The 25,536-nt window shown below is 65.7% G+C and carries 26 protein-coding genes and 1 tRNA gene; 18 read left to right on the top strand and 9 right to left on the bottom strand.

Going from position 1 to position 25,536, the window contains the following annotated elements:
• Positions 1 to 39 precede the first annotated feature (39 nt).
• From P2G62_RS03835 to P2G62_RS03780, 12 genes are all read left to right on the top strand, one after another.
• Entirely contained in the window at positions 40 to 906 is an 867-nt protein-coding gene (locus P2G62_RS03835; RefSeq protein ID WP_275733543.1) for a branched-chain amino acid aminotransferase, read from the top strand.
• 62 nt (positions 907 to 968) lie between these two features.
• Entirely contained in the window at positions 969 to 1,424 is a 456-nt protein-coding gene (locus P2G62_RS03830; protein WP_275733542.1) for a universal stress protein, read from the top strand.
• 95 nt (positions 1,425 to 1,519) lie between these two features.
• A complete protein-coding gene (locus tag P2G62_RS03825) occupies positions 1,520 to 2,083 on the top strand; it encodes a NifU family protein (protein WP_275733541.1) in 564 nt (187 codons plus the stop codon).
• A complete protein-coding gene (tsaB, locus tag P2G62_RS03820) occupies positions 2,073 to 2,687 on the top strand; it encodes a tRNA (adenosine(37)-N6)-threonylcarbamoyltransferase complex dimerization subunit type 1 TsaB (protein WP_275733540.1) in 615 nt (204 codons plus the stop codon). Before P2G62_RS03825 ends, tsaB begins: the two co-directional genes overlap by 11 nt.
• A gap of 4 nt (positions 2,688 to 2,691) precedes the next feature.
• Positions 2,692 to 3,117, top strand: a complete 426-nt coding sequence (gene rimI, locus P2G62_RS03815) for a ribosomal protein S18-alanine N-acetyltransferase (RefSeq protein ID WP_275733539.1) — start codon at positions 2,692 to 2,694, stop codon at positions 3,115 to 3,117.
• A 156-nt stretch (positions 3,118 to 3,273) separates the two neighbouring features.
• On the top strand, positions 3,274 to 4,263 hold the full coding sequence (locus P2G62_RS03810; protein ID WP_275733538.1) for a BMP family ABC transporter substrate-binding protein: 990 nt from the start codon (positions 3,274 to 3,276) through the stop codon (positions 4,261 to 4,263).
• Entirely contained in the window at positions 4,263 to 5,849 is a 1,587-nt protein-coding gene (locus P2G62_RS03805; protein ID WP_275733537.1) for an ABC transporter ATP-binding protein, read from the top strand. Before P2G62_RS03810 ends, P2G62_RS03805 begins: the two co-directional genes overlap by 1 nt.
• Positions 5,849 to 6,940 carry an ABC transporter permease gene (locus P2G62_RS03800; protein ID WP_275733536.1) on the top strand — a complete coding sequence of 364 codons (1,092 nt, stop codon included), beginning with the start codon at positions 5,849 to 5,851 and terminating at the stop codon, positions 6,938 to 6,940. The genes P2G62_RS03805 and P2G62_RS03800 overlap by 1 nt, the downstream gene beginning before the upstream one ends.
• The gene (locus P2G62_RS03795; RefSeq protein ID WP_275733535.1) at positions 6,940 to 7,908 is read left to right on the top strand and encodes an ABC transporter permease; all 969 of its coding nucleotides are present in this window, start codon (positions 6,940 to 6,942) and stop codon (positions 7,906 to 7,908) included. Before P2G62_RS03800 ends, P2G62_RS03795 begins: the two co-directional genes overlap by 1 nt.
• Positions 7,892 to 8,692 carry a purine-nucleoside phosphorylase gene (locus P2G62_RS03790; protein ID WP_275733534.1) on the top strand — a complete coding sequence of 267 codons (801 nt, stop codon included), beginning with the start codon at positions 7,892 to 7,894 and terminating at the stop codon, positions 8,690 to 8,692. Before P2G62_RS03795 ends, P2G62_RS03790 begins: the two co-directional genes overlap by 17 nt.
• Before the next feature lie 86 nt (positions 8,693 to 8,778).
• Positions 8,779 to 9,696: a sulfite exporter TauE/SafE family protein gene (locus P2G62_RS03785; protein WP_275733533.1), complete on the top strand. Its 918-nt coding sequence runs from the start codon at positions 8,779 to 8,781 to the stop codon at positions 9,694 to 9,696.
• The gene (locus P2G62_RS03780; RefSeq protein WP_275733532.1) at positions 9,693 to 10,448 is read left to right on the top strand and encodes a TIGR02186 family protein; all 756 of its coding nucleotides are present in this window, start codon (positions 9,693 to 9,695) and stop codon (positions 10,446 to 10,448) included. Before P2G62_RS03785 ends, P2G62_RS03780 begins: the two co-directional genes overlap by 4 nt.
• Here the strand turns inward: P2G62_RS03780 and P2G62_RS03775 are convergent.
• The 3 genes from P2G62_RS03775 to P2G62_RS03765 form a co-directional block, all read right to left on the bottom strand.
• The gene (locus P2G62_RS03775; protein WP_275733531.1) at positions 10,445 to 11,176 is read right to left on the bottom strand and encodes an SDR family oxidoreductase; all 732 of its coding nucleotides are present in this window, start codon (positions 11,174 to 11,176) and stop codon (positions 10,445 to 10,447) included. The genes P2G62_RS03780 and P2G62_RS03775 overlap by 4 nt on opposite strands.
• Positions 11,177 to 11,187: 11 nt before the next feature.
• Positions 11,188 to 12,729 (bottom strand): AAA family ATPase, encoded by a 1,542-nt coding sequence (locus P2G62_RS03770; RefSeq protein ID WP_275733530.1) that lies wholly within the window; start codon positions 12,727 to 12,729, stop codon positions 11,188 to 11,190.
• A 166-nt stretch (positions 12,730 to 12,895) separates the two neighbouring features.
• Positions 12,896 to 14,860 carry a protein meaA gene (locus tag P2G62_RS03765; RefSeq protein WP_275733654.1) on the bottom strand — a complete coding sequence of 655 codons (1,965 nt, stop codon included), beginning with the start codon at positions 14,858 to 14,860 and terminating at the stop codon, positions 12,896 to 12,898.
• A gap of 302 nt (positions 14,861 to 15,162) precedes the next feature.
• On the opposite strand from P2G62_RS03765, the gene ccrA reads away from it, so the two are divergent.
• Entirely contained in the window at positions 15,163 to 16,455 is a 1,293-nt protein-coding gene (gene ccrA, locus P2G62_RS03760; protein WP_275733529.1) for a crotonyl-CoA carboxylase/reductase, read from the top strand.
• 136 nt (positions 16,456 to 16,591) lie between these two features.
• Here ccrA and P2G62_RS03755 read toward each other — a convergent pair whose 3' ends face one another.
• The 6 genes from P2G62_RS03755 to P2G62_RS03730 form a co-directional block, all read right to left on the bottom strand.
• Entirely contained in the window at positions 16,592 to 17,365 is a 774-nt protein-coding gene (locus P2G62_RS03755) for a glycosyltransferase (RefSeq protein ID WP_275733528.1), read from the bottom strand.
• Positions 17,362 to 18,519, bottom strand: a complete 1,158-nt coding sequence (locus tag P2G62_RS03750) for a ceramide glucosyltransferase (RefSeq protein WP_275733527.1) — start codon at positions 18,517 to 18,519, stop codon at positions 17,362 to 17,364. Before P2G62_RS03750 ends, P2G62_RS03755 begins: the two co-directional genes overlap by 4 nt.
• Entirely contained in the window at positions 18,516 to 19,334 is an 819-nt protein-coding gene (locus P2G62_RS03745) for a UDP-2,3-diacylglucosamine diphosphatase (protein ID WP_275733526.1), read from the bottom strand. The genes P2G62_RS03750 and P2G62_RS03745 overlap by 4 nt, the downstream gene beginning before the upstream one ends.
• 199 nt (positions 19,335 to 19,533) lie before the next feature.
• Positions 19,534 to 19,610 (bottom strand) — tRNA-Arg (locus P2G62_RS03740).
• 101 nt (positions 19,611 to 19,711) lie between these two features.
• Positions 19,712 to 20,200, bottom strand: a complete 489-nt coding sequence (locus P2G62_RS03735) for a DUF4405 domain-containing protein (protein WP_275733525.1) — start codon at positions 20,198 to 20,200, stop codon at positions 19,712 to 19,714.
• A gap of 75 nt (positions 20,201 to 20,275) precedes the next feature.
• On the bottom strand, positions 20,276 to 21,679 hold the full coding sequence (locus P2G62_RS03730) for a HAMP domain-containing sensor histidine kinase (protein WP_275733653.1): 1,404 nt from the start codon (positions 21,677 to 21,679) through the stop codon (positions 20,276 to 20,278).
• 304 nt (positions 21,680 to 21,983) lie between these two features.
• On the opposite strand from P2G62_RS03730, the gene rpmH reads away from it, so the two are divergent.
• The 5 genes from rpmH (at position 21,984) to P2G62_RS03705 (ending at position 25,403) form a co-directional block, all read left to right on the top strand.
• Positions 21,984 to 22,118, top strand: coding sequence for a 50S ribosomal protein L34 (gene rpmH, locus P2G62_RS03725; RefSeq protein WP_066013101.1), 135 nt, complete (start codon positions 21,984 to 21,986; stop codon positions 22,116 to 22,118).
• Between the two features lie 21 nt (positions 22,119 to 22,139).
• Positions 22,140 to 22,640, top strand: a complete 501-nt coding sequence (rnpA, locus tag P2G62_RS03720; protein WP_275733524.1) for a ribonuclease P protein component — start codon at positions 22,140 to 22,142, stop codon at positions 22,638 to 22,640.
• Positions 22,637 to 22,906 carry a membrane protein insertion efficiency factor YidD gene (gene yidD, locus P2G62_RS03715; RefSeq protein WP_275733523.1) on the top strand — a complete coding sequence of 90 codons (270 nt, stop codon included), beginning with the start codon at positions 22,637 to 22,639 and terminating at the stop codon, positions 22,904 to 22,906. Before rnpA ends, yidD begins: the two co-directional genes overlap by 4 nt.
• Positions 22,899 to 23,783, top strand: coding sequence for a tRNA 2-thiocytidine(32) synthetase TtcA (gene ttcA, locus P2G62_RS03710; RefSeq protein ID WP_275733522.1), 885 nt, complete (start codon positions 22,899 to 22,901; stop codon positions 23,781 to 23,783). The genes yidD and ttcA overlap by 8 nt, the downstream gene beginning before the upstream one ends.
• A gap of 78 nt (positions 23,784 to 23,861) precedes the next feature.
• Positions 23,862 to 25,403 carry a GGDEF domain-containing phosphodiesterase gene (locus P2G62_RS03705; protein WP_275733521.1) on the top strand — a complete coding sequence of 514 codons (1,542 nt, stop codon included), beginning with the start codon at positions 23,862 to 23,864 and terminating at the stop codon, positions 25,401 to 25,403.
• The last annotated feature ends 133 nt before the right edge of the window (positions 25,404 to 25,536 follow it).

The following is a 25,536-nucleotide window of genomic DNA, read 5'->3' as shown; positions in this document are numbered from 1 at the left end:
CGCCCCGGTGCTTAGAGTGCGCGCCAAAGGAGACACGCTATGTCATTTGGGAAAAATATCCGCACCTGGTTCGAAGGCAGCTGGCACGAAGGCGACATCCCGGTGATGCGCGCCGCCGATCACGGCATCTGGCAGGGCAGTTCGGTCTTTGACGGGGCGCGGATGTTCGACGGGCTGATCCCCGATCTGGACGCCCATTGCGCGCGCACCAACCGCTCGGCCGAGGCGCTGATGATTACCCCCACGATCGACCCCGCCGAGATGGTCGAGATCGCGCGCGAAGGCCTGCGCCTCTATCCCCGCGACGCGGCCGTTTATGTGCGGCCGATGTATTGGGCGATCCACGGCTCGGAACTGGGCATCGCGCCGCTGGAAGGCGTGACCGGCTTTGCGCTTTGCCTCGAAGAGGTGCCGATGCCGCCCGCCGAGGCCACCACGACGATCACCACCACCAGCTTCCGCCGCCCGGTGCTGGCCGACAACGTCTGCAACGCCAAGGCCGGCTGCCTGTATCCGAACAACGCGCGGATGCTGGTCGAGGCCAAGCGCAAGGGCTTTGGCAATGCGCTGGTGCAGGATGCGATGGGCAATGTCGCGGAATCGGCCACGGCCAACGTGTTCATGGTCCGCGACGGCGTGGTGATGACACCCATCGCCAACGGCACCTTCCTGTCCGGCCTGACCCGCGCGCGCCACATCGAGAACCTGCGCGACAATGGCATGGAGGTGCGCGAATGCGTCCTCACGCTCGATGATTTCCGCGCGGCGGACGAGGTGTTCCTGTCGGGCAACTTCGCCAAGGTCACCCCGGTCGTGGCCTTCGACGAGGTGCGCTACGACCACGGCCCCGTCACCAAACGCATCCGCGAGATGTATTGGGACTGGGCGGCCAGCTGCCCGCTGTAACGCAGCACGGTTGCCAAACGCCCGGCCCGGCGCAATGATCGGCGCAGATCAAAGGAGATCCCATGCGCAAGTTTCTGGTGGTGCTTGACGATACGCGCGAATGCCTGAACGCGATGCGCTATGCCGCGATGCGGGCCAATCATACCCGCGCGGGCGTGGCGATCCTGTCGATCATCCCGCCCGAGGAATACCAGCACTGGATCGGCGTGGCCGAGATCATGCGCGAAGAGGCGCGCGAACGGATCGAGGCGCATTTCGAGGTGTTCGCGAAATGGATGCGCGACCGGCAGGGCGTCGACCCCGAACTCATCATCCGCGAGGGAGAGCCGGTGACCGAGATCCTTGACGTGATCCGGCAAGACCCGCAGATCGGCGTGCTGGTTCTGGGCGCGGGCACCGACAAGGCCGGGCCCGGCCCGCTGGTCACGCAGATGAGCCGCAACTCGGGCAACCTGCCGATCCCGCTGACCGTGGTGCCCGGCGACATGTCGAAAGAGCGGCTGGAGGCGATCACCTGACCGCCTGCGCCGATTTGCCCGCAGGGCGATCGAGCCGCAATACTTGATTAATTCGCTCGGGCGCCGCATATGTGCCCCAAGCCAAGGAGGCGCCGATGTTCATCCAGACCGAGACCACCCCGAACCCCGCCACGCTGAAATTCCTGCCCGGCCAGACCGTGCTTGAAGTCGGCACCGCCGATTTCCAAAGTGCCGAGGCGGCCGCGAAATCGCCGCTTGCGCAACGGATCTTTGCCGTTGCGGGCGTGACCGGCGTGTTCTTCGGATCGGATTTCGTGACCGTGACAAAAGATGCCGCGACCGCCTGGGAACACGCCAAACCGGCGATCCTGGGGGCCATCATGGAGCATTTCCAGTCCGGCGCCCCGGTGATGGAAGGCGAAGGCCCCGCGACCGGCGGGCACGCCGAACATTCCGGCGAAGATGGCGCGATCGTGGCGCAGATCAAGGAATTGCTGGATACCCGGGTGCGCCCGGCGGTGGCGCAGGACGGCGGCGACATCACCTTCCACGGGTTCGAACGTGGCGTGGTTTACCTGCACATGCAGGGCGCTTGCGCCGGCTGCCCCAGCTCGACCCTGACGCTGAAGATGGGCATCGAAAACCTGCTGCGTCACTACATCCCCGAGGTGACCGAGGTGCGCCCCGTTGCAAGCTAAGCGCTGGACCCTGGGCTTCGACACATCGGCCGCGCATTGCGCGGCCGCTTTGTTGCATGGTGAACGCCTGATCGAGGCCCGCGCCGAAGACATGCCGAAAGGCCAGGCCGAACGGCTGATGCCCTTGCTGGACGAGATGCTGGCACGCGCGGGCATCGGCTGGCGCGATCTGGCGGTGATCGGCGTCGGCATCGGACCGGGCAACTTCACCGGCGTGCGGATTTCGGTCTCGGCCGCGCGCGGGCTGGCGCTGGCACTGGGGATTCCAGCGGTGGGGGTCAGCACGCTCGACGCGCTTGCCGCAGGTCAGCCGCGCCCGCTGCGCGCCCAGATCGACGCCCGGCGCGACGAGGTTTATGTGCAGGATTTCACGGCGACCGGCGCGGATGCCCCGCAGATGATGCCGCGCGCACAGGCCGATGCCGAGGCGGCGCAACGCCATATGCCCCTGCGCGAAGGGATCGCGCCCGCCGAGCTGGCCACGGCGATCGCCCGGCTGGCCGCGGCGCGCGCCGATACGCCGCAGCCGCGCCCTGCCCCGCTTTACCTGCGCTCGGCCGATGCGGCGCCGCCATCCGACCCGCCGCCGGTCATTCTGGATTGACGCGATGAGCCCCGAGGCCCTTGCTGCCCTGCACAAGCGCTGTTTCACCACCCCGCGCCCCTGGTCGGCGGCGGAATTCGCCGAATTCCTGACGGCGCCCCTCTGTTTCCTGCAGGGCGATTCTCAGGGCTTCGTTCTGGGCCGGGTGATCGCCGGTGAGGCAGAGTTGCTGACCATCTGCACCGCGCCCGAGGCCCGCCGTCAGGGCACCGGCCGCGCGCTTCTGGCGCAATTCGCCGCCACCGCCCAAGAGCGCGGCGGCGAAAGCGCCTTTCTGGAAGTGGCCGAGGACAATACCGCCGCGCGCGCGCTTTACGCAGCGGCGGGCTGGCGGGAATCGGGGCGCAGGCGCGGCTATTACCACACGCCCGAGGGCGCGCGCGTCGATGCGCTGGTGCTGACCCTGCCGCTGCGGCCCGCCGAAGTTTGACCGAGCGCTCAAAAAGCCGCCAAGCACCGCCCCGCGCGCGCAAAATCACGCTTGACCCCCCCGGCAATCCCGGCCCTAATCCCTGTGGTCCGCGGGCCCATCAGCCTGCCAACAGCGTTCCGCAAGGAATGTGCAAACAATGACCGGGAGTGACCAATGACCCTTATGAAACAGTTTCTCGGCGCGGCCGCCACGCTGGCGCTTTGCACCGGCGCGGCCTTCGCCGATCCGGCACTGATTTACGACCTTGGCGGCAAATTCGACAAATCCTTCAACGAGGCGGCCTATACCGGCGCGAAGAAGTGGGTTGATGAGACCGGCGGCAGCTACAAAGAACTGGAGATGCAGTCCGAAGCCCAGCGCGAGCAGGCCCTGCGCCGTCTGGCCGAGTCGGGCGCCAACCCGATCGTGATGACCGGCTTTGCCTTCGGCGATGTTCTGAACACCGTGGCCCCCGACTACCCGGATACCAAATTCGCGATCATCGACATGGTCGTCGATCAGCCCAACGTCCGCTCGGTCGTCTTCACCGAAGAGCAGGGCTCGTTCCTCGTCGGCATGATGGCTGCGCAGGCCTCGAAGACCGGCACGGTCGGCTTCATCGGCGGCATGGACATTCCGCTGATCCGCAAATTCGCCTGTGGCTATGTGCAGGGCGTGAAGGCGGTCAACCCCGACGCCAAGGTGATCCAGAACATGACCGGCACCACGCCGAGCGCCTGGAACGACCCGGTCAAGGGCAGCGAACTGACCAAGGCGCAAATTAGCCAGGGCGCAGACGTGATCTATGCCGCCGCGGGCGGCACCGGCATCGGCGTTCTGCAAACCGCCGCGGATGAAGGCATCCTGTCGATCGGCGTGGACAGCAACCAGAACTATCTGCACCCCGGCAAGGTCCTGACCTCGATGCTCAAGCGCGTGGACAACGCGGTTTACGAGGCCTTCAAGGCGGGCGACACGCTGGAAACCGGGATCCATGTGATGGACCTCAAGGCCGAGGGCGTGGGCTATGCGCTGGATGACGATAACGCCGCGCTGATCACCGACGAGATGAAGGCGACGGTGGATGCCGCCGCCGCCAAGATCATCGCGGGCGAGATCACCGTGCATGACTACATGTCGGACAATACCTGCCCGGTCGAATAATGACGGGCGCACAGACCACGGAGGCGCGGCAGGACACTGCCGCCCTCGCTCCGGCGATCGAGCTGCGCGGCATCTCGAAAGCCTTCGGGCCGGTTCAGGCCAACAAGGACATTTCGATCCGGGTGATGCCGGGGACGATCCACGGGATCATCGGCGAAAACGGCGCGGGCAAATCCACGCTGATGTCTATCCTTTACGGGTTCTACAAGGCCGATGCGGGTGAAATCATCATCCACGGCCGCCCGACCCAGATCCCCGACAGTCAGGCCGCGATCCGCGCCGGTATCGGCATGGTGTTTCAGCATTTCAAGCTGGTGCAGAACTTCACCGTTCTGGAAAACATCATCCTGGGCGCCGAGGATGGTGCGCTGTTGCGCCCGTCCCTTTCCAAGGCGCGCAAGACGCTGCAGCATCTGGCCGAGGAATACGAACTGGACGTGGACCCCGACGCCGTGGTCGAGGAACTTTCGGTCGGCCACCAGCAGCGCGTCGAAATCCTCAAGGCGCTGTATCGTCAGGCCGACATCCTGATTCTGGATGAACCCACCGGCGTTCTGACCCCCGCCGAGGCGGACCACCTGTTCCGCATTCTGGACAACCTGCGTGCCCAGGGCAAAACCATCATCCTGATCACCCACAAGCTGCGCGAGATCATGGAAATCACCGATACCGTCTCGGTGATGCGCCGCGGCGAGATGACCGCGACCGTGAAGACCGACACCACCAGCCCCGAAGAGCTGGCCGAAATGATGGTCGGGCGCAAGGTGCTGCTGCATGTGCCCAAGGGCCCCGCCAATCCCGGCGCCACGGTGCTGGAAATCGCCGCTCTGCATGTGGTCGACGAAGACAAGGTCGAACGGATCAAGGGCATCAGCCTGCAGGTCCGCGCGGGCGAGATTCTGGGCATCGCCGGGGTCGCGGGCAACGGCCAGTCCGAATTGCTGGGCGTTCTGGGCGGAATTCAGAAAGGCACCGGCACGGTGCGCATCAACGGCCAGGAAATCGACCTGACCGGCAAGCATTCCAACGGTCAGTCGCGGCGTGCGCGCGGGATCGCGCATGTGCCCGAAGACCGGCAGCATCTGGGCCTGATCATGGATTTCGCCGCCTGGGAAAACATGATCTTCGGCTATCACCACGCGCCGGAATATCAGAAGAACGCGGTGGTGATGGATAACGCGGGCATCGTTGAAAAGACCGAAGGCGCGATGGAGCGCTTCGACGTGCGCCCGCCGATCCCGTCACTGCCCGCCAAATCGTTTTCGGGCGGGAACCAGCAAAAAATCGTGCTGGCCCGCGAGATCGAGCGCAACCCCGACCTGCTGCTGGTGGGCCAACCCACGCGCGGCGTCGACATCGGCGCGATCGAATTCATCCACAAGCGCATCGTCGAGTTGCGCGATGCGGGCAAGGCGGTGCTGCTGGTCTCGGTCGAACTGGATGAAATCCTGTCGCTGTCCGACCGGATCGCGGTGATGTTCGACGGCCGCATCATGGGCGAGCGTCTGCCCGCCGACACCAACGAACGCGAGCTGGGTCTGCTGATGGCGGGCGTGACCGATGCCGGCAAAGGAGAGGCCGCCTGATGGAAAAGCTCCCGACCTGGGCCGATGTGGTGCTGGTGCCGCTGATCTCGCTGCTGTTGGCGGCGATCATTTCGGCGATCGTGATTCTGGCGATCGGCAATGACCCGATCGAAGCCGTGACGGTGATGGTGGATGGCGCCTTCGGCTCGGCCAGCGGCATCGCCTATACGCTGTTCTACACGACCTCTTTCATCTTTACCGGGCTGGCGGTGACGGTCGCCTACCACGCCGGGCAATTCAACATCGGCGGCGAAGGCCAGGCGCAGATCGGCGGCCTGGGCGTGGCACTGGTCTGCCTGGCGCTGCCCTGGCCGCACTGGACGCTGGCGCTGGCGGCGGCGACGGTGGGGGCTGCGGCCTTCGGTGCCGCCTGGGCCGCGATCCCGGCCTATCTGGCGGCCAAGCGTGGCAGCCACATCGTCATCACCACGATCATGTTCAACTACATCGCGGCCGCGCTGATCGTCTATCTGCTGGTCGAGGTGCTGCGCCCGGCGGGTCAGATGGACCCGGCCACCGCGCGCTTCCCCACCGGGGCGGAACTGCCGAATTTCGGGGAAATCCCCGGGCTGAGCCTGATCTTTTCCAAACGCGTGCCCGCGAATGTCAGCTTCTTCGTCGCGCTGGCGGCTTGCTGGGGGGTGTGGCTGCTGCTGTGGCGCACCCGGCTTGGCTATGAAATCCGGGCTTTCGGCAAATCCGAAAGCGCCGCGGTCTATGCCGGGATCTCGCCGTTCAAGGTGGTGATGGTCTCGATGCTGATCTCGGGCGGGCTGGCCGGGATGATGGCGATCAACAACGTGATGGGAGAGGCGCACCGCCTGGTGCAGAACTCGGCCGAGGGCGCGGGCTTCATCGGCATCGCGGTGGCGCTGATGGGGCGCAACCATCCGATCGGGGTGTTTCTGGCCGCGTTGCTGTTCGGCTTCCTCTATCAGGGCGGGGCCGAGATGGGGCTGATGACCTCGATCCCGATCGAGCTGCGGCTGCTGTTGCAGGGTCTGGTGATCCTGTTCACCGGTGCGCTGGACACGATGGTGCGGATGATGCTGGGCGTCTTCTTCCGGCCCCGCACTAAGGAGGCCCTGTGATGGATTACGCAACGCTTCTGCAGATCCTCGACACCACCGTGCGCTTTGCGACGCCGCTGCTGCTGGCCTGTCTGGCGGGGCTGTTTTCAGAACGCTCGGGCATTTTCGACATCGGGCTGGAAGGCAAGATGCTGATGGCGGGCATGGCCTCGGGCGCGGTTGCGGCGCTCAGCGGCAGTGTCTGGATCGGGCTGCTGGCGGGGATCGGCGGCTCTGTGCTGTTTTCGATCGTTCACGGGCTCGCCTCGATCACCTTCCGCGGCAATCAGCTGATTTCCGGTGTGGCGCTGAACTTCGTGGCCTCGGGGGCGACGGTTCTGGTCGCGCAATCGCTGTTCCATCAGGGCGGCCGCACGCCGCCGCTGACCGGCGACGCCCGGTTCAACCCGATCACCCTGCCCTTTGTCGACACGCTGCGCGAGGTGCCGCTGATCGGGCCGTTCTATGCCGAGGTGATCTCGGGGCATTCCTTCCTGGTCTATGCCGCCTTCGTCGCGGTTCCACTGACGTGGTGGGCGCTCTATCGCACGCGCTTCGGGCTGCGGCTGCGGGCGGTGGGCGAGAACCCAGAATCGGTCGATACCGCGGGCGTGTCGGTGATCCGGCTGCGCTATACGGCGGTGATGATCACCGGCATCCTCTGCGGCATGGCGGGCGCCTATATGGCCACCGGGTTGCAGGCGGGCTTTGGCAAGGAAATGACCGCCGGGCGCGGCTATATCGCGCTGGCCGCGCTGATCTTTGCGAAATGGCGGCCGTGGTATGCGCTGATGGCGACGCTGCTGTTCGGCTTCTTTCAGGCGCTGGCGCTGCGCCCCGATGTGATCGAGGGCACCTTCGGCATGGCCATCCCGGTGCCCGCGCTGGACGCCCTGCCCTATATTCTGACCGTGATCGTGCTGGCGGGCTTCGTCGGGCGCGCCATCCCCCCCCGTGCCGGAGGCCAACCCTATGTCAAAGAGCGCTGAACTCGCCGCGCTGATCCGCGCCCGCGCGGGCGATGCGGCCCCGCACCTGGGGCTGATCCTGGGCTCGGGGCTGGGCCATCTGGCCGAAGAGGTGCAGGGCGTGGCGATCCCCTATTCCGATCTGCCGGGGTTTCCGCAGGCGGGCGTGTCGGGGCACAACCCGAAACTGGTGATCGGCGATCTGGAGGGCGTGCGCGTCGCCGTCTTCGGCGGCCGGGCGCATTACTACGAACACGGCAATCCCGCCGAAATGCGCCTGCCGCTGGAAATCCTGCGCGATCTGGGCTGCGGGCAGTTGCTGCTGACCAATGCGGCGGGCAGCCTGCGTCCTGACATCGGGCCGGGCGATCTGATGGCGCTGAACGACCACATCGCATTCGCCGGCACCAACCCCCTGATCGGAGAGCCGTCGGACGCCCGTTTCGTGCCGATGACCGAGGCCCATGACCCCGAAATGCGCGCAGGCCTTGCCGCCGCCGCCGCCGCCGAGGGCGTGGCCCTGCCCGAAGGCGTGTATTGCTGGTTCTCGGGGCCGTCCTTTGAAACACCGGCCGAGATTCGGGCGGCGCGCGTTCTGGGGGCCGATGCGGTGGGCATGTCGACCGTGCCCGAGGTGATCTTGGCGCGGTTCCTGGGCCTGCGGGTCGCGGCCGTGTCGGTGGTCACCAACATGGGCGCGGGCCTGTCTGCCGAAAACATCAGCCACGAGCACACAAAGGCGATGGCCCCGGTGGGCGCGGCCAAGCTGGAGCGGGTTTTGCGACGATATTTACGCAACCTTTAACCCCGCGCTTTCCTTGACGGAAACCGGGGTTTGACACCGTGCCCAAGGCAGGCAAGACTGACCCTCAAACACCAACCGGGCTGCCCATGCAGATCTACCTCCCTATCGCTGAGGTCTCCGTCAGTGCCGCCCTGCTTCTGGGCCTCGGAACGCTGGTCGGGCTGTTGTCGGGCCTGTTCGGCGTGGGCGGCGGCTTTCTGATCACGCCCCTGCTGTTCTTCATCGGCATTCCGCCCACCGTGGCCGTGGCCACCGGCGCCAATCAGGTCGTGGCCTCTTCGGTGTCGGGCGTGCTGGCACAGTTCAAGCGCAAGGCGGTGGATGTGCCGATGGGCGTGGTGCTGCTGATCGGCGGTCTGATCGGCTCGGGCATGGGGATCTGGGTCTTCAACCTGCTGACCCGGCTGGGCCAGATCGACCTTGCGGTGCAACTGGCCTATGTGGTGTTTCTGGGCTCGATCGGCCTGCTGATGCTGCAGGAATCGCTGCGCGCGATGCGCCGGGAAAAGCGCGGCGGAAAGCGCGCCAAACGGCATCAACACCTGTGGGTCCACAAGCTGCCCCTGAAGGTCAAGTTCCGCGCCTCGGGGCTGTATATCTCGGTGATCCCGCCGATGCTGGTGGGGATCGTGGTTGGGGTTCTGGCCGCGATCATGGGCGTCGGCGGCGGCTTCATCATGGTGCCCGCGATGATCTATCTGCTGGGGATGCCGACCAAGGTCGTGATCGGCACCTCTCTGTTCCAGATCCTGTTCGTGTCAGCCTTCACCACGATGATGCATGCGATCACCAACCAGTCGGTCGATGTGATGCTGGCGCTTCTGCTGATCGTCGGCGGCGTGATCGGCGCGCAGATCGGCTCGCGGCTTGGTGCGCGACTGAAGGCCGAACAACTGCGCATCCTGCTTGCGCTGCTGGTGATCCTGGTCGCGGGCAAGCTCGGGCTCGACCTGCTGCTGCGCCCGTCCGAACTGTTCTCGCTGTTCCCCGGGGCGTTCGAATGATCCGCGCGCTGATCATCCTGCTGGCGCTTGCCCTGCCCGCCCGCGCCGAAGAGGTGGTCGCGGGACTCAGCCACGACAATATCGGCATCACGGCGTCGTTCAACGGCTCCGAAATCCTGATCTACGGCGCGATCAAACGCTTCGAGCCAGAGCCCACGAGCGATCGCATGGGCATCATCGTGACACTAGAGGGCCCGCCGGGGTCGGTCACCATCCGCCGCAAATCGCGCCAGATGGGGATCTGGGTGAACACCGATTCCGTGGGTGTGGCCGCGGCCCCCAGCTATTATGCGGTTGCCAGCAGTGCCCCGCTGGCCGAGATCCTTGATCCCAATGTCGATGTCAGCCAGCGCATCTCGATCCCGCTGGCGATGCGCTCCTTCGCCGGACCGATCGAGGTTGCCGATGCGCGCCCCTTCACCGAGGCCCTCCTGCGCATCCGTCAGGAAGAGGGGCTGTATCATCTGGATGAAGCAGCGGTCACGATTCTGGAAAATACCCTGTTCCGCGCCGATTTCACCCTGCCGGCCAATCTGATCGAGGGCGATTACAAGACGCGCATCTTCCTGTTGCGCGATGGACAACTGGTCGACCAATACCGCACCGCGATCTATGTGCGCAAAGTCGGGCTGGAGCGGTGGCTTTATACCCTCTCGCGCGATCACGCGGCGATCTACGGCGCGCTGTCGCTGGCACTGGCGGTGTTTGCGGGCTGGGCGGCGGCGGCGGTGTTCCGCCTGATCCGCACCTAACCGCGACCGACGAAGGGCATCGCGGTCGCCATCACCGTCATGTTCAGCACATTGGCCCCGGGCGGCAGGCTGGCCATATGCAGCACCGCCGCCGCCACATCGCCCACCTCCATCATCGGCTCCGGGCGGATGCTGCCATCGGCCTGCAGCACCCCCGCCTCCATCCGCGCCGCCAGATCGGTGCGCGCGTTGCCCACGTCGATCTGCCCACAGGCGATGCCGAAATCGCGCCCGTCCAGCGCCAGCTGCTTGGTCAGCCCGTTGATCGCATGCTTGGTCACGGTATAGGCCAGCGACCGCGGCCGCGGCACCTGCCCCGCGATCGAGCCATTGTTGATGATCCGCCCGCCTTGCGGCGCCTGCGCGCGCATCTGCGCAAAGGCTGCACGCGCGCACCATACCATGCCGTCCAGATTGACCGCCCGTGTCAGGGTCCAGTCGTCGGGGTCCATCTCGTCGATCAGCGCGCCCTGCGGAAACACGCCCGCATTGTTGAACAGCACGTCGATCCGGCCGAACCGCGCCACCGTGTGCGCGAAAGCCGCCTCGACCGCGGCACGATCCGCGACATCGCAGGCCAGCGCCAATCCGTCGCCCCGCGCCGCCACCTCGGCCAGCGGTGCCGCGCGCCGTGCCAGACACGCCACCTGCCAGCCTGCCGCCAGCGCCGCCTCGGCCACCGCGCGGCCGATCCCCGCGCTCGCCCCCGTCACCACCATCACCGGCATGTCCTGTCTCCTCAGCCGTCTTCCTCGCGTTCCAGTTTCAGCGCGACCGCCCCCGTGGGCAGATCGTCGGTCGACAGCGGCGCCGAGGGCCGCGCCAGCCGCGCCCGCGTCACCCACAGCAGCCGGTGTTCGGCCCGGGTGATCGCCACATAGGCCAGCCGTTTCCACAGCGGAATCCCCGCCTCCATCCGCCCGGCGCGGGCGGCGGCGTAAATATCGGGCGCGAAGACCTGCACATCGGGCCACTGGCTGCCCTGCGCCTTGTGGATCGTCACCGCCGCGCCATGCAGGAAGGTCGCCCCCATTCGCGCGGCGAAGGGGATGAAGGGCTCTTCCTCGTCGGGCAGTTCGATCTTGACGATCGACGCCGCCGACAGCCGCGGATCTTCGGCGCCGATCACATGCAGACGCGAAAACCCGGGCTTCTTGCCCGGCCCCAGATAGATCACCTGCGCGCCCTTGATCAGGCCCCGCGCTTCCAGATCAATGCGTTTCTTGCGGTGTTTCAGCGGCAATTCGATCCCGTCGCAGATCAGCGGCTCGCCCGGCAGCAACATGTCGGCGGGCGCGGAATGCGCCGCGCGGAAGGCGGTGATCAGACGAATCCGCGTCGCATTGCGCCAGACCAGCACCGGGCTGCGCGCCATCAGATCGCTTTCCACCCGTTCCGCCCAAACGACGCGCGGGTCGTTCGCTGCGGCTTTCTCGATCATTCGCTCGAAGCCTTCGAAACTCAGGCTCTCATCGGCCAGCGCATGCGCCAGATCCAGGATCGGATTGTCCTGCGTCTGGCGGTGAATGCGATGCAGAACATGTTTTTGCGAATCCGGCAGACGTTCGAAACACATCTGCCCGGACTGGTTTACCGGCGCCAGCTGCGCGGGGTCGCCAAACAGCACCAGCGTCGGGAAAATCTCGCGCAGGTCGTCGAACTGGCGTTCATCCAGCATCGAGGCCTCGTCGACGAATCCGATGTCGAGCGGGTCTTCGCGCCGCTTCCAGCCATTGATGAAATCCGATCCGCGCAGCCCCGCCGAGGCCAAAGCCGCGGGGATGGATTTATACTGGTCGTAAAACGCCTTGGCACGGTCCAGCGCCTCTTCGGTCAGCCCGTTGATGCCCAGCATATCGACCTTGGGGCGCTCGCCCTGCCCGGCCAGCCATTCGGCGATCCGCTCGTATTCCGGGTCATAGACCGGGGTGTAAAGAATGCGGTGGATCGTCGTTGCCGGAACCCCGCGCCCCCGCAGCACCGAGGCCGCCTTGTTGGTGGGGGCCAAGATCGCCAGCGTGCGCCGGTCGCGGCGCCGCTTGCCCTCGAAATCGCCCGAAACCAGATCAACCCCGGCTTCCTCCAGCGCCTTGTAAAGCGCGGCCAGCAGCATCGTCTTGCCCGACCCGGCCTTGCCGATCACCGACAGCACGCGATTGCCGCCGCCATCGGGCGACAGGCTGCCTTCGACAATATCGACGCCCGCCGCCTCCAGCGCAGAGGCCACGGCATCCCAGGCCTCGGCCTGATCTTCGGAAAAGGTAATCGCAGGGCTGTTCATGGCCGCGACCTTACAGGGCGCGCGCGCCCACCGAAAGGCGCGAAATCGGCGAGGGCGGATGCCTCCGGCGGGGATATTTCCGCCAGAAAGAAAACAGCCCGGCCGGCTTCTTTCTGGTGAAAATATCCTGCGGGGGTCTGGGGGTGCAAAACCCCCAGCGCCGAGATCAGGCCGCCGCCGAGGCCGGGGTGGCGAGCGCCACGATATCCATCATGATCCGGTTGAGTTCGAAATCCTTGGGCGTGTAAACCCGCGCCACGCCGAACCCACGCAGTTTCACCGCGTCCTCGTCGGGGATGATGCCGCCCACAACGACCGGCACATGATCAAGCCCCGCAGCGCGCATCCGCTCCATCAGTTCTTCGATCAGCGGAATGTGGCTGCCCGACAGGATCGACAGACCCACGACATGCGCCTCGTCCTCGATCGCCTTGGCGACGATCTGTTCGGGCGTCAGGCGGATGCCGTCATAGGTGATGTCCATGCCGCAATCGCGGGCGCGGAAGGCGATTTGTTCCGCGCCGTTCGAATGGCCGTCAAGGCCCGGCTTGCCGACCAGGAATTTCAGGCGGCGGCCCAGTTGCGTGCTGACCGCATCGACGGCCGCGCGGATGTCGTCCAGACCTTCGGTCTTGTTCGAGGGGCTGCGCGACACGCCGGTCGGGCCGCGGTATTCGCCATGCACGGCCCGCATCACGCCGGCCCATTCGCCGGTGGTAACCCCGGCCTTCGCGGCGGCGATCGAGGCGGGCATGATGTTCTTGCCCGCTTTCGCATCGGCCTTCAGCTGATTGAGCGCTGCGGCAACGGCGGCCGCATCGCGTGCGCCGCGCCAGGCCTGCAGCCGCGCGACCTGATCGGCCTCGACGCCCGGATCGACGACCATGATGCCGCCATCGCCTGCGGTCAGCGGGCTGGGTTCGCCCTGCTGCCAACGGTTCACCCCCACGACGATGGTTTCGTTGGCCTCGATGCGGTTGATCCGCTCGGCGTTGCTTTCGACCAGACGGCCTTTCATGTAGTCGATGGCGGCAATCGCGCCCCCCATCGCATCAAGGGTTTCCAGCTCGGCGCGCGCACCTGCCTTCAGTTCCTCGACCTTGGCGGTCACGGCGGGGTTGCCGTCGAACAGGTCGGCATATTCCAGCAGGTCGGTTTCATAGGCCATGATCTGTTGCATGCGCAGCGACCACTGCTGGTCCCAGGGACGCGGCAGGCCAAGCGCCTCGTTCCAGGCCGGCAGCTGCACCGCGCGCGCGCGGGCGTTTTTCGACAGGGTCACGGCCAGCATCTCGATCAGGATGCGGTAGACGTTGTTTTCCGGCTGCTGCTCGGTCAGGCCCAGGCTGTTGACCTGCACGCCATAGCGGAAGCGGCGGTATTTCTCTTCCTCGATGCCATAGCGTTCGCGGCAGATTTCGTCCCACAGCTCGGTGAAGGCACGCATCTTGCACATTTCGGTGACGAAACGGATGCCCGCGTTCACAAAGAAGGAAATCCGCCCCACCATCGCCGGGAAGCCCGCGGCCGGGACTTTATTCTTCAGGTCATCCAGCACCGCGATGCCGGTGGCCAGCGCGAAGGCCAGCTCCTGCTCGGGCGTGGCGCCCGCTTCCTGCAGGTGGTAGGAACACACGTTCATCGGGTTCCATTTCGGCAGATGTTGCGCGGTATAGGCGGCGACATCGGTGATCATCGCCAGGCTGGGCTTGGGCGGGCAGATATAGGTGCCGCGCGACAGATATTCCTTCACCAGATCGTTCTGCACCGTGCCCTGCAGTTTCGAGACATCGGCGCCTTGCTCCTCGGCCACGGCGATATAGAGCGACAGCAGCCAGGGCGCGGTCGCGTTGATCGTCATCGAGGTGTTCATCTGTTCCAGCGGAATCTGATCGAACAGCGCGCGCATGTCGCCCAGATGGCAGACCGGCACGCCGACCTTGCCGACCTCGCCGCGCGACAGGACATGATCGCTGTCATAGCCGGTCTGGGTCGGCAGATCGAAGGCCACCGACAGGCCGGTCTGCCCCTTGGACAGGTTCGTGCGATAGAGTTCATTCGACTTTTCGGCGGTCGAATGGCCCGCATAGGTGCGAAACAGCCACGGCTTGTCCTTGGCGGGTTTGGTCATCTCGGTCATGCTGGCCTCCGGTCCCGGTCGAATCTAATTCCGCAACAAAATTGCGGGTTACGCCCTGATATGCGAAAGAATATATCCCTGTCAATTCGCCGCGCTGCGGCACGGGCGCCGCATTTTGCCACGCTGCGGCTTTCCAAGCAAATACAGGGAAGAGCTTGCACAGCCCAAAATCGAGCGAGACAGAAAATTACAAAATCGTAACGTCAGGCATTGCATTGTTGCGCAGGCGGAAGTATCTCGGTTTCCGATCCTCGCCCGATTCTGCGGCGCGGCGACGCTAACAGGAGATGCTCATGGCCCTCGACGTGAACACCAATATCGCGCCCTATGAAGCGCCGGAAAAAGACCTCTATGAAATCGGCGAGATGCCGCCCTTGGGCTATGTGCCGAAGAACATGTATGCGTGGGCGATCCGCCGCGAACGTCATGGCGAGCCCGAGCAATCCTTCCAGGTCGAGGTGGTGCCCACCTGGGAAATCGACAGCCACGAAGTGCTGGTCCTCGTGATGGCCGCCGGCGTGAACTACAACGGCATCTGGGCCGGTCTGGGCGTGCCGATCTCGCCCTTCGATGGCCACAAGCAGCCCTATCACATCGCCGGTTCGGATGCCTCGGGCATCGTCTGGAAAGTCGGCGACAAGGTCACCCGCTGGAAAGTGGGCGACGAGGTGGTGATCCACTGCAACCAGGACGACGGCGACGACGAAGAGTGCAACGGCGGCGACCCGATGTTCTCGCCCAGCCAGCGGATCTGGGGCTACGAGACCAACGACGGCTCGTTCTCGCAATTCACCCGCGTGCAGGCCCAGCAGCTGATGCCGCGCCCCAAGCACCTGACCTGGGAAGAGGCCGCCTGCTACACGCTGACGCTGGCGACCGCCTACCGGATGCTGTTCGGCCACGAGCCGCATGACCTCAAACCCGGCCAGAACGTGCTGGTCTGGGGCGCTTCGGGCGGCCTCGGCTCCTTCGCGATCCAGCTGATCAACGCGGCCGGCGCGAATGCCATCGGCGTGATCTCGGACGAGGACAAGCGCGAATTCGTGATGAGCCTCGGCGCCAAGGGCGTGATCAACCGCAAGGACTTCAAGTGCTGGGGGCAGCTGCCCAAGGTGAACTCGGAAGAGTACAACACCTGGCTGAAAGAAGCGCGCAAGTTCGGCAAGGCGATCTGGGACATCACCGGCAAGGGCGTGAACGTCGACATGGTCTTCGAACACCCGGGCGAAGCGACCTTCCCGGTCAGCTCGCTGGTGGTGAAGAAGGGCGGCATGGTCGTGATCTGCGCCGGCACCTCGGGCTTCAACTGCACCTTCGACGTGCGCTACATGTGGATGCACCAGAAGCGTCTGCAAGGCTCGCACTTCGCGCACCTCAAGCAAGCCTCGGCCGCCAACAAGCTGATGATCGAGCGCCGCATCGACCCCTGCATGTCGGAAGTCTTCCCCTGGGCGGAAATTCCGAAAGCGCACACCAAGATGCTGCGCAACGAGCATAAGCCCGGCAACATGGCCGTGCTGGTGCAGGCCCCGCGCACCGGTCTGCGCACCTTCGAAGATGCGCTGGAGGCCAGCCCCAAGGCCTGAGCGCCCGGCCTTTCAGTGAGCACCCGCGTCCGGTTTCCGGGCGCGGGTTTTTCATTGTCGGCCAGGCCTGCCGGACGGGGTGCCCGCCGCAACACTTGCTGGCCGGGGCGGATTGCAGCTGCGGGGACAGGCGCCGCTACTTCACCGCGCCCGGCACGGTTTGCGTGGGAATTTTCCGTCCGCCCCGAAGCTCCGGCACAGGTTTGATCCGCTGGCGGCGCAGCGCCCAGATCTGTGCGGTCGCCCGATGCAGGGGCACGGTGCGAAACATGTCGCACAGCATGCGCAGATCCGCCCAAAGCCCCTGCCAGGCACCATGCTTGGCCGACTTGAACGGGCTTTCGACCTCGGGCCAGCACACCACGGCGACACGCAGACGCTGGGCGATCCAGAACCGGTTCATATGCACTTCCAGCCCGAAGCGGGGCAGGTTGCGCAACGCGGCCAAGTCCCCCAGATGCTGACGCGACAGCACCCTTTCGCCCGAAATATAGTCCAGCCCGATCAGCCGCCACGGCAGCGGGGCGTTGCGGCGCAGGCTGATCGAGACATCCGCCGCGCCCTCCAGAACCGGCGCGATCAGCGCGCTCAGATGATGCGCATCCAGGCCCAGAAGGTCACTGTCGAGCAGCATCACCAGATCATGGCGGGCCGCCGCCACGCCCTCGGCCACGGCGGCGGTCTTGCCGCCATTCTGCGTCAGACGGATCAGCCGCGCGCCACCGATACCCGCCACCACCTCGGCAGTGCCATCGTGCGAGCCGTCATCGACGACGATCACCTCATCCACCAGCGGATGTCCCAGCACCGCCCCCAGCACCCGCGCAATCCGCGGCGCCTCGTTGTAAGCCGGAATCACGCAACTGACACGGCGGGGCAGATCCGCGCGCATCTCGCCCGGCATCGTCATTCGGCCGCCCCCACAGAAGTGCCCGGGCGCAAAGGATGCGCAGCCTCCGCCTCGGCGACGGGCAGCATCGCGGTGCCGCGCCAGTCGAAGCCACGCCGCGCCCAGGTGTCCAGCCACAGCACCGGCAGCGCCAGATCGCGCAGCACCATCGCAGCACAGTCACGCGGCCCGCACGGCCACCCCGCCAGCCGGGCCAGCGCGATTTCCGCACCATACCACAGCATCAGAAGCGCCGGCACCCAGCCCCCCCAGCCCAGCGCCAGCATGGCCAGCACCGGCGGCACCGGCCCGAGCAGGATCTCCAGCACGAACAGCCCCACGAAACCATCCCGCCGCACCCGCGCCCAGCGCAACTGCCGGCCCCAGACATCGGCCAGGCGGCGCGGCCCGATCGGCTGCGCGAAGGCCCGGCGCGCCAGACGCACCCGCAGCCCCTGCGCGCGCACCACCTTGGTCGAGGCCACGTCTTCGGCCAGATCGTGACCAAGGGCCGCCAACCCCCCGGCACGATCAAGCACGTCACGCGGCCACATCAGCGTCTTGCCCTGTGCAAACCCAAGCCCGACCTGATCGGCCGCCAGTTGCCAGCGCGCCTGAAAACTGTTCAGGAAAGCGCATTCCACCGCCCCCCACAGCCCCTGCCCCCGGATCCCGGCAGGGGGGCTGGTGACCAGCCCTGTGTCGGGGCGCCAGACGGCAAACAGCTGATCCAGGTAATCCGCTGGCAGCAGCAGGTTCGAATCGGCCAGCACGATCCAGTCGGCCCGCGCCGCGGCCCAGCCCTTGGCCAGATTGTTGAGCTTGGGGTTGGAACTGATGCGCTCTTCCCCGATCAGCAACTGTGCCCGGGCCTCGGGGTGGCGGGCAATCAGGTCGCGGACCAGCGCCACGGCGGGGTCGCTTTCGCGCGCCGCGCAAAACAGGATTTCGTAATCCGGGTAATCCAGCGCAAAACTGCTTTCCAGCGTCTCGGCATCGTAGCGGTCAAGCCCGCAGACCGGACGGATCAGGCTGACGAAAGGCCGCCCCGGATAGCCCCCGGCGGGCGGCGCGGGCCGCAGATAGCGCCACGCGGTCAGCGCGGCCGATCCCAGATGCAAAGCCAGCGTGCCCATCACCACCAGCGCCAGCACCCCCATCAGAACTGCAGTCATGAAGAAACTCCGATCGCCTGCGCCGCATCCTGCGCCGCCGCATATGCCAGCCCATCCCATTGCATCAGTTGCAATGCACCGTCGGCCGTTTCGGCCAGCGCGGTCAGACTGTCGATCCAGTCACCGCAATTGGCATAGGTGATGCCGTCGCGCAGATGCAGCGCGGCCTTGTGAAAATGTCCGCAGATCACGCCGTCATGGCCCCCCGCACGCGCCATGTCAGCCAGACGTTCCTCGAACCTGTTCCCGGCGAGCATCAGCGAATTCACCCCCGAGAGCGCCAGTTCTATCACCCCGCGCTCGGCGGTCGAGTTCAGCTGTCGGCGCAACCAGGCGTCCAGGGCGCGCAGCCAGCCATCGACACGGCTGCCGATCCGCGTCATCAGATGCCAGCGAAAGATCCGTGCGTCGCATTGATCGCCATGCAGCACCAGATAGCGGGTGCCATCGGCGGCCTCATGGGTCAGGCTTTCGCACAATTCGAACCCGTCGAAATCGCTGCCATACTGCGCTTTCAGGGCCACATCGTGATTCCCCGGCAGATAGACGACCCGGGTGCCCGCCGCCTGCCGGTCGCGCAGTTCTTGCAGGATTGCATCGTGAGTTTCGCTCCAATGCACCTTGCCGCAGTGCCAGATGTCGAGGATGTCGCCGACCAGAAAGATCGTCTCGGCCTCGACCCCTTGCAGGAATTTCAAGAAGGCCCCGGCCTTGCTGCCCCGCGCGCCAAGATGCAGGTCTGACACGAACAGGCTGCGCAGATGTCGGCGGGGTCCGGGACGCGGTTGCGCCGAGCGATGGCTGCGGTCGGGCATGGCGGGCTCCTCGCTGTTGCCTGAGCGCTCTGTGCCAAGCCCGCACTACGGTTTTGTGACGGTCATGCGACGAGTTGGTGAAAGCAGGCTGCAGTCGCAGAAACCCGTATCGGCGCAGCGTCCGGCCGACGAGGGCAAGCCCATGAATTCGCCGGTAAATTCGGCGCAATGCCTAGCCAGTCGCGAAGAGAGGGGGAAATGGCGGACCCGGAGCGATTCGAACGCCCGACCCTCAGATTCGTAGTCTGATGCTCTATCCAGCTGAGCTACGGGTCCACTGTGAGGGCGGATTTAGCGACCGCGCCGGGGGTTTGCAAGGGCTAAATGACAGAAAAATGCACGGGGCGCATTTTCGCGCCCCGTAACCTGTTGCGGGCTTATTGCTGCGTGAAGATCGCGGAAAGGATTGCGCCCTGCGCCCCGCGGTCGCCGCCCGACAGGGCCGCCACGGTCTGATCCGGCGCCGCATCGGTGTAGCCCATCTGCTGCAGACGGGCGCTCAGCGCCTGCGGGTCTTCGCCGCGCAGCACGGCCAATTGCTCGATCCGGCTTTGCCCCAGCCCGCCCATCACGGCGACCATCGGATTGCCACCGCCTTCACCGCCCGACAGCACCGTCGACAGGCCAAGGACGATGGCACCCAACGCCATGATCGTGCTGGCCACCGGGCGCTTGAAATACAGCGTAAAGGCACGCCAGTTCAGCACGACATGCGCCACCCCGCCCGCAACCATCGCCAACCCCGCCCATTCATGGACCGTTTTCATCAGCCCGATCTCGAGGTGAAAGAACATCAACACCCCGGTCACCGCCATCACCAGAAACGAGCCGATCACCAACGGGGTGGCCCATGCACGCAAAGACATGATTCTCTCCTGAACTCCTGCCGCTATCGCCGCGGCTCACACTGCTGACACGCGGCAGCGCGAACTTTCCGTCGCTCAATCTGCGACCGGGTCCAGGGCCAGTTCCTGCGGCAGGTGCAGCTTGAATTCGGTGCCGGTTTCATCGGTGCGCACCAGATCCAGCCGCCCGCCATGACCGCGCACCAGTTCGGCCGAAATCGCAAGCCCAAGCCCGGTGCCGCCCTTCTTCACCCCGCCCGAGAACGGCTGGAACAGATGTTCGCGCGCGCGGGGCGGCAGGCCCGGGCCGGTATCCTGCACCCGAATCCACCAGCCCTCAGGTTCTTCGCCGGCGCCGATCTCGATGGTACCGGGAATGCCGGTGGCCTCGATCGCCTGACGCGCGTTGCGCACCAGGTTGGAGAGCACACGATACAGCTGTTCGCGGTCCGCCCGGATCGCCAGATTCGGCGCCACGTCGATCACGAAGTCGATCTGGGCGGCATCGGCGGGGGGCTGCTCGCCCTCGACGACCTCGGACACCAGCCCCGCCAGCATGAACCGCGACAGCGTGGGCGGAGGCTCCTCGGCGCGCCCGAAGGTCAGCGTCGTTTCGCACAGGTTGACCGCCCGGCCGATCGAATTCATCAGCTTGGGCGCGGCGCGCTGCACGGCCGGGTCCTGCGAATCCTCCATCCGGTCGGCGAACAGCTGCGCCGTGGTCAGGATGTTGCGCAGATCGTGGCTGATCTTGGCCACCGCCTGCCCCAGCTGCGCCAGACGTTCCTTCTGCTTCAACGCGGCGGTCAGTTGCCGCTGCATCGAGGCCAGCGCCTCTTCGGCCACACGCAGTTCGGCCACGCGCGCGGTCGGGGCAATGATCCGGCGGCCATCCTCGGGCGCCTCGGCATAGGCGGCCATATGCGCGACGACGCGCTTGATCGGCACGACCATCAGCCGCCGCACCAGCGCAAACAGCAACAGCGCCGTCACCACCGACACGGCCGCCGACAGCGCCAGCAGCCGCACGCCATATTCCATCATCGCCACGCGCATCGGCCCGGTTTCCATGGTGACCTCGATCACCAGACCGCCCTTCTGCACCGGATCGCCGATCACCCGGATCACATGATTTTCGGCATCGACCAGCAACGCCAGCGCATCGCGCACCAATTGCCACTCTGGTGTTTCCCGCAGGTCGTAGCTGGCCGCGACCTGCTGCGGAATCGGCGACGACAGCACCAGCTGGCGCACCGCATCGCGGCGCAGAACGACGTTGAAGACCCCCGCATTGGCAAGCAGTTCCTGCTCCAGCTCGGGTTCGATCATCTGGTCGGTGGTCAGCAGCGCCAACGAGGCGATCTGGGCCCGTTCCAGACGCGTCAGCAGGTAATCTTCACGGAAATTGGCCAAACCCGGCAAAAGGATCAGCACCTCTGCCAGCACGACGAACAGCGTCGTCAGAATCAGAAATCGCCCCGAGAGCGTGTTGATCGCCATTTCTCCGTCACATCGCGGCGTGTTGCCCGCCATCACCGTTACCATCGGCATTTCCAATGAAATACCAAATGCTTCCCGCATTAAATAGGCGTGCCTTGCGCTTGGCGAAACCCCGCCACCTGTTGTATCAATCGCGTGAACGGGCGTGTTCCGTCGCCGGGGGCGAGAGGGACGCGAAAAAACGCCCGAGATCAATTGACTTGTGGCCCGACTGCCCCTAAAGACCGGGCTTCGAATATGAGCGGCAGCCGAATCCGGCAGGTTTCACGTTGCCCTACCGTAGACAGAACCCGGAGTAACCGCGATGAAACGCACTTTCCAGCCGTCGAACCTCGTTCGTGCCCGCCGTCACGGCTTCCGCGCCCGCATGGCCACCAAAGGCGGCCGTCGCGTGCTGAACGCCCGCCGCGCCAAGGGCCGCAAGTCCCTTTCGGCCTAAGGCTTGAACGGCCCGCAAGGCATGACACCGCCGGAGGCTCCCGTGACTGGCCCAGAGGGTCGGAGCGCGGGAAGCGCCCCGGCGGTTTCCGTTTGTCTTGCGAACACCTTGCCACCCCGCATCGAAGTGCTGCGCAAACGCGCGGATTTCCTGCGCGCCGCCTCGGCCCGCCGTCAGGGCGCGCCGGGTTTTTTGTTACAGGGCCGCGCACGGCGTGATGACGAAGCCGTGCCCCCCGGTCTGATCCGCGTGGGGTTTACCTGCTCGAAAAAGCTCGGGAATGCCGTGGCGCGCAACCGCGCCAAGCGGCGCCTGCGGGAAATCGCGCGGCTGGTGCTGCCCGCTTTGGGGCGCCCGGGCTGGGATTACGTTCTGGTCGGACGGCCCGAAGCTACCGCCACCCGCGACTTTCAGGCCCTGCAGGCCGATCTGCGACGCGCCTTGGCCGACGTTCATTCCGACCGCCCGCAAAAGCCGCGCCCTGCGGGCGAGCCCCCCAAGGGACGCCGGAGAGGCAAATGACCCCGCTCGCCCATGTTCTTGCCCTGCCCGTGCGCGCCTATCGGCTGCTGCTGAGCCCCTGGGTCGGCCATGGCTGCCGGTATCAGCCGACCTGCTCGGCCTATGCGCTGGAGGCGCTGGAACGGCACGGTGCGATCAAGGGCGGCTGGCTGGCGGCGAAACGGGTGCTCAGCTGTCATCCTCTGGGCGGTCACGGCTATGACCCCGTGCCCGGTGCCGACCCCGAATTCGACGCCCGGCGCTGCAAGGATCACGACCATGCTTGACGACGAAGACGCCCCGATCCATCCGCTGTTCGCCGGCGCCCCCGGCAGCACCGAATTCAAGAAGCTGCGCAAGCGCATCGTGCGCGAAACCCGCGAGGCCATTGAAAAATATGGCATGATCGAACGCGGCGCGCGCTGGCTGGTGTGCCTGTCAGGCGGCAAGGACAGCTACACCCTGCTGGCGATCCTGCACGAATTGAAATGGCGCGGGCTGCTGCCGGTCGATCTGCTGGCCTGCAACCTCGATCAGGGCCAGCCCGGATTTCCGGCGACTGTCCTGCCCGAGTTTCTGGAAAAAATGGGCGTCCCGCACCGGATCGAATATCAGGACACCTATTCGGTGGTGATGGACAAGATCCCGCAGGGCCGCACCTATTGCAGCCTGTGCTCGCGCCTGCGCCGGGGCAACCTGTATCGGATCGCCCGCGAAGAGGGATGCTCCGCCGTGGTGCTGGGCCATCACCGCGACGACATTCTTGAAACCTTCTTCATGAACCTGTTCCACGGCGGCCGGCTGGCGACGATGCCACCCAAGCTGCTGAACGAAGAGGGCGATCTGTTCGTCTATCGCCCGCTGTCTTTCGTGTCCGAGGCCGATTGCGAGAAATTCGCCCGCGACATGAACTATCCGATCATCCCCTGCGATCTGTGCGGCAGTCAGGACGGGCTGCAGCGACAGCAGGTCAAGCAGATCCTCGATGGCTGGGAGGCGCGCGCGCCCGGGCGCCGCCAGGTGATGTTCCGCGCGCTGATGAACGTGCGCCCCTCGCACCTGTGCGACCCCGGGATCTTCGATTTCGCGGGGCTGATGCGCGCTATGCCGCAGGATGAGACGGATTTGAACCAAAACATCCCGAATTTGCGCGACCCGAATTAACTGATCGCTGACCAAACCGGCCTAGGCTGTCCCGGACTATGGGGCGGTGACCCCGAAAGCGGGGGCTGAGGTCTGGATATGGCAAAAATCGGGGGTCCGAAAATCGTGGGCAGGGCAGCGCCAATCCTGCTGCGCTGGGAACTGGCGACCTTCATTCCCGCGATCGCACTGGCCGGGCTTTGGTTCGGCACAGAGGCCCTGCTGCTGGTGTCTGCAACCGCGCTCGGCGTGGCCTGGGTCACGCGGCCGCTGCCACAGCCCACAAGCGGGGCCCCGGACCATGCGCATGACGGGCTGACCGCGCTGCCGCTGCGGGCAGAGGCGGTCACGATCATGGATGCGCTGGTGCAGGAGGCCGCGAACAGTTCGCGCGCGACCACCTGCCTGGTGCTGGGATTCGACGACCCGCAAATTCTGGTCCGGCAGCTGAGTCATCATGATTTCGACCATGTGCTTCAGCGCACGGTGGAACGGCTGCGCGGCGCGCTGCGCGACAGCGACCAGATCGCGCGCCTCGAGGGGGCGCGGCTGGCGATCCTGCTCAAACCCACGCCGCGCGCCGATCTGGAAAGTATGATCCAGCTGTCCGTGCGGCTGCAAGCGGCGGTCGAGGCGCCACTATCGGTTGCCGCTCGGACGCTTGCCGTCAGTTGCCACATCGGCTTCTGCATGATGAGCCGCACCCCGGACCAGACCGGCGCCGCGATGCTGGAGGCCGCCGAAACCGCTGCGGATGCGGCCCGGCGCAACGGGCCGAGCGGCATTCGTGCCTTTTCGCCCGAAGTGCAGAAAACCGCACAGGCCCGCACGGTGCTGTCGTCCGAAATCGCCGGGGCGCTGGAAAACGGCGATATCGTCGCCTTCTTCCAGCCCCAGTTGAGCACCGACACAGGTGCCGTCTCGGGGATGCAGGCCGTGCCGCGCTGGCTGCACCCTCAGCGCGGCGTCCTGCTTGAGGACGACATCCTGCCTGCCATCGATTCGGAACGGCTGCGCGCGCGATTGGCCGAAGTGATACTGTTTCAAAGCTTTCACGCCCTGCGCGACTGGGATCTGGCAGGTCTCGTGCTCGGCCCCGTTTCCCTGCCCGTCTCCGCCGATCTTATGGCCAATCCGAAAATGGCCGACCGGCTACGCTGGGAGTTTGACAGGTTCGAAATCACGCCGGGGCGCATCCGGCTGGTGTTGCCGCAAAACGTGATGGCACAGATCGACGAAGAGGTGATCGCCCACAACCTGATGACCTGTGCCGAGATGGGATGCCGGATCGAACTGGCAGGTTTTGGCCTCGGGCCGACCTCGGTCAGTTCGATTCGTCGTTCCGCCGCCCAACGGCTGCGCATACACCGCTCTTTCGTGGCGCGGGTCGATTGCGACCCCGAACAGCAGCGGCTGATGGCCGCGATCATCTCGATGGCCGAAGGTCTGGGCCTTGAAACCCTGGCCGAAGGGGTCAGCACGCTGGGCGAGCATGCGATGCTGTCGCAACTGGGCTGCAATCACGTTCAGGGCAAGGCGATTGCGACCCCGATGCCGCTGGAGGAAGTCCACGACTGGGCGCTCCGGCATCGCGCAAAGCTCGAGGCGACCCCTCAAATTGGCCGCAAACGCGGCGAGTAAGGGCGCGCGGATCTGACCAAAGACCCAAAGGCCCGAAGCCCTGCCCCAGTCACCGCGCGTTGTGTCCCAGGACGTAACCGCGCAAGACAGCAGGAGTCGGGCGCGCGCAAATGCAAAACACAGATCGCGCTTT

It is taken from the genome of Paenirhodobacter sp. CAU 1674, assembly GCF_029222945.1.
Classification (GTDB): domain Bacteria; phylum Pseudomonadota; class Alphaproteobacteria; order Rhodobacterales; family Rhodobacteraceae; genus Rhodobacter.
This window is presented reverse-complemented; position numbering and strand designations above follow the sequence as displayed.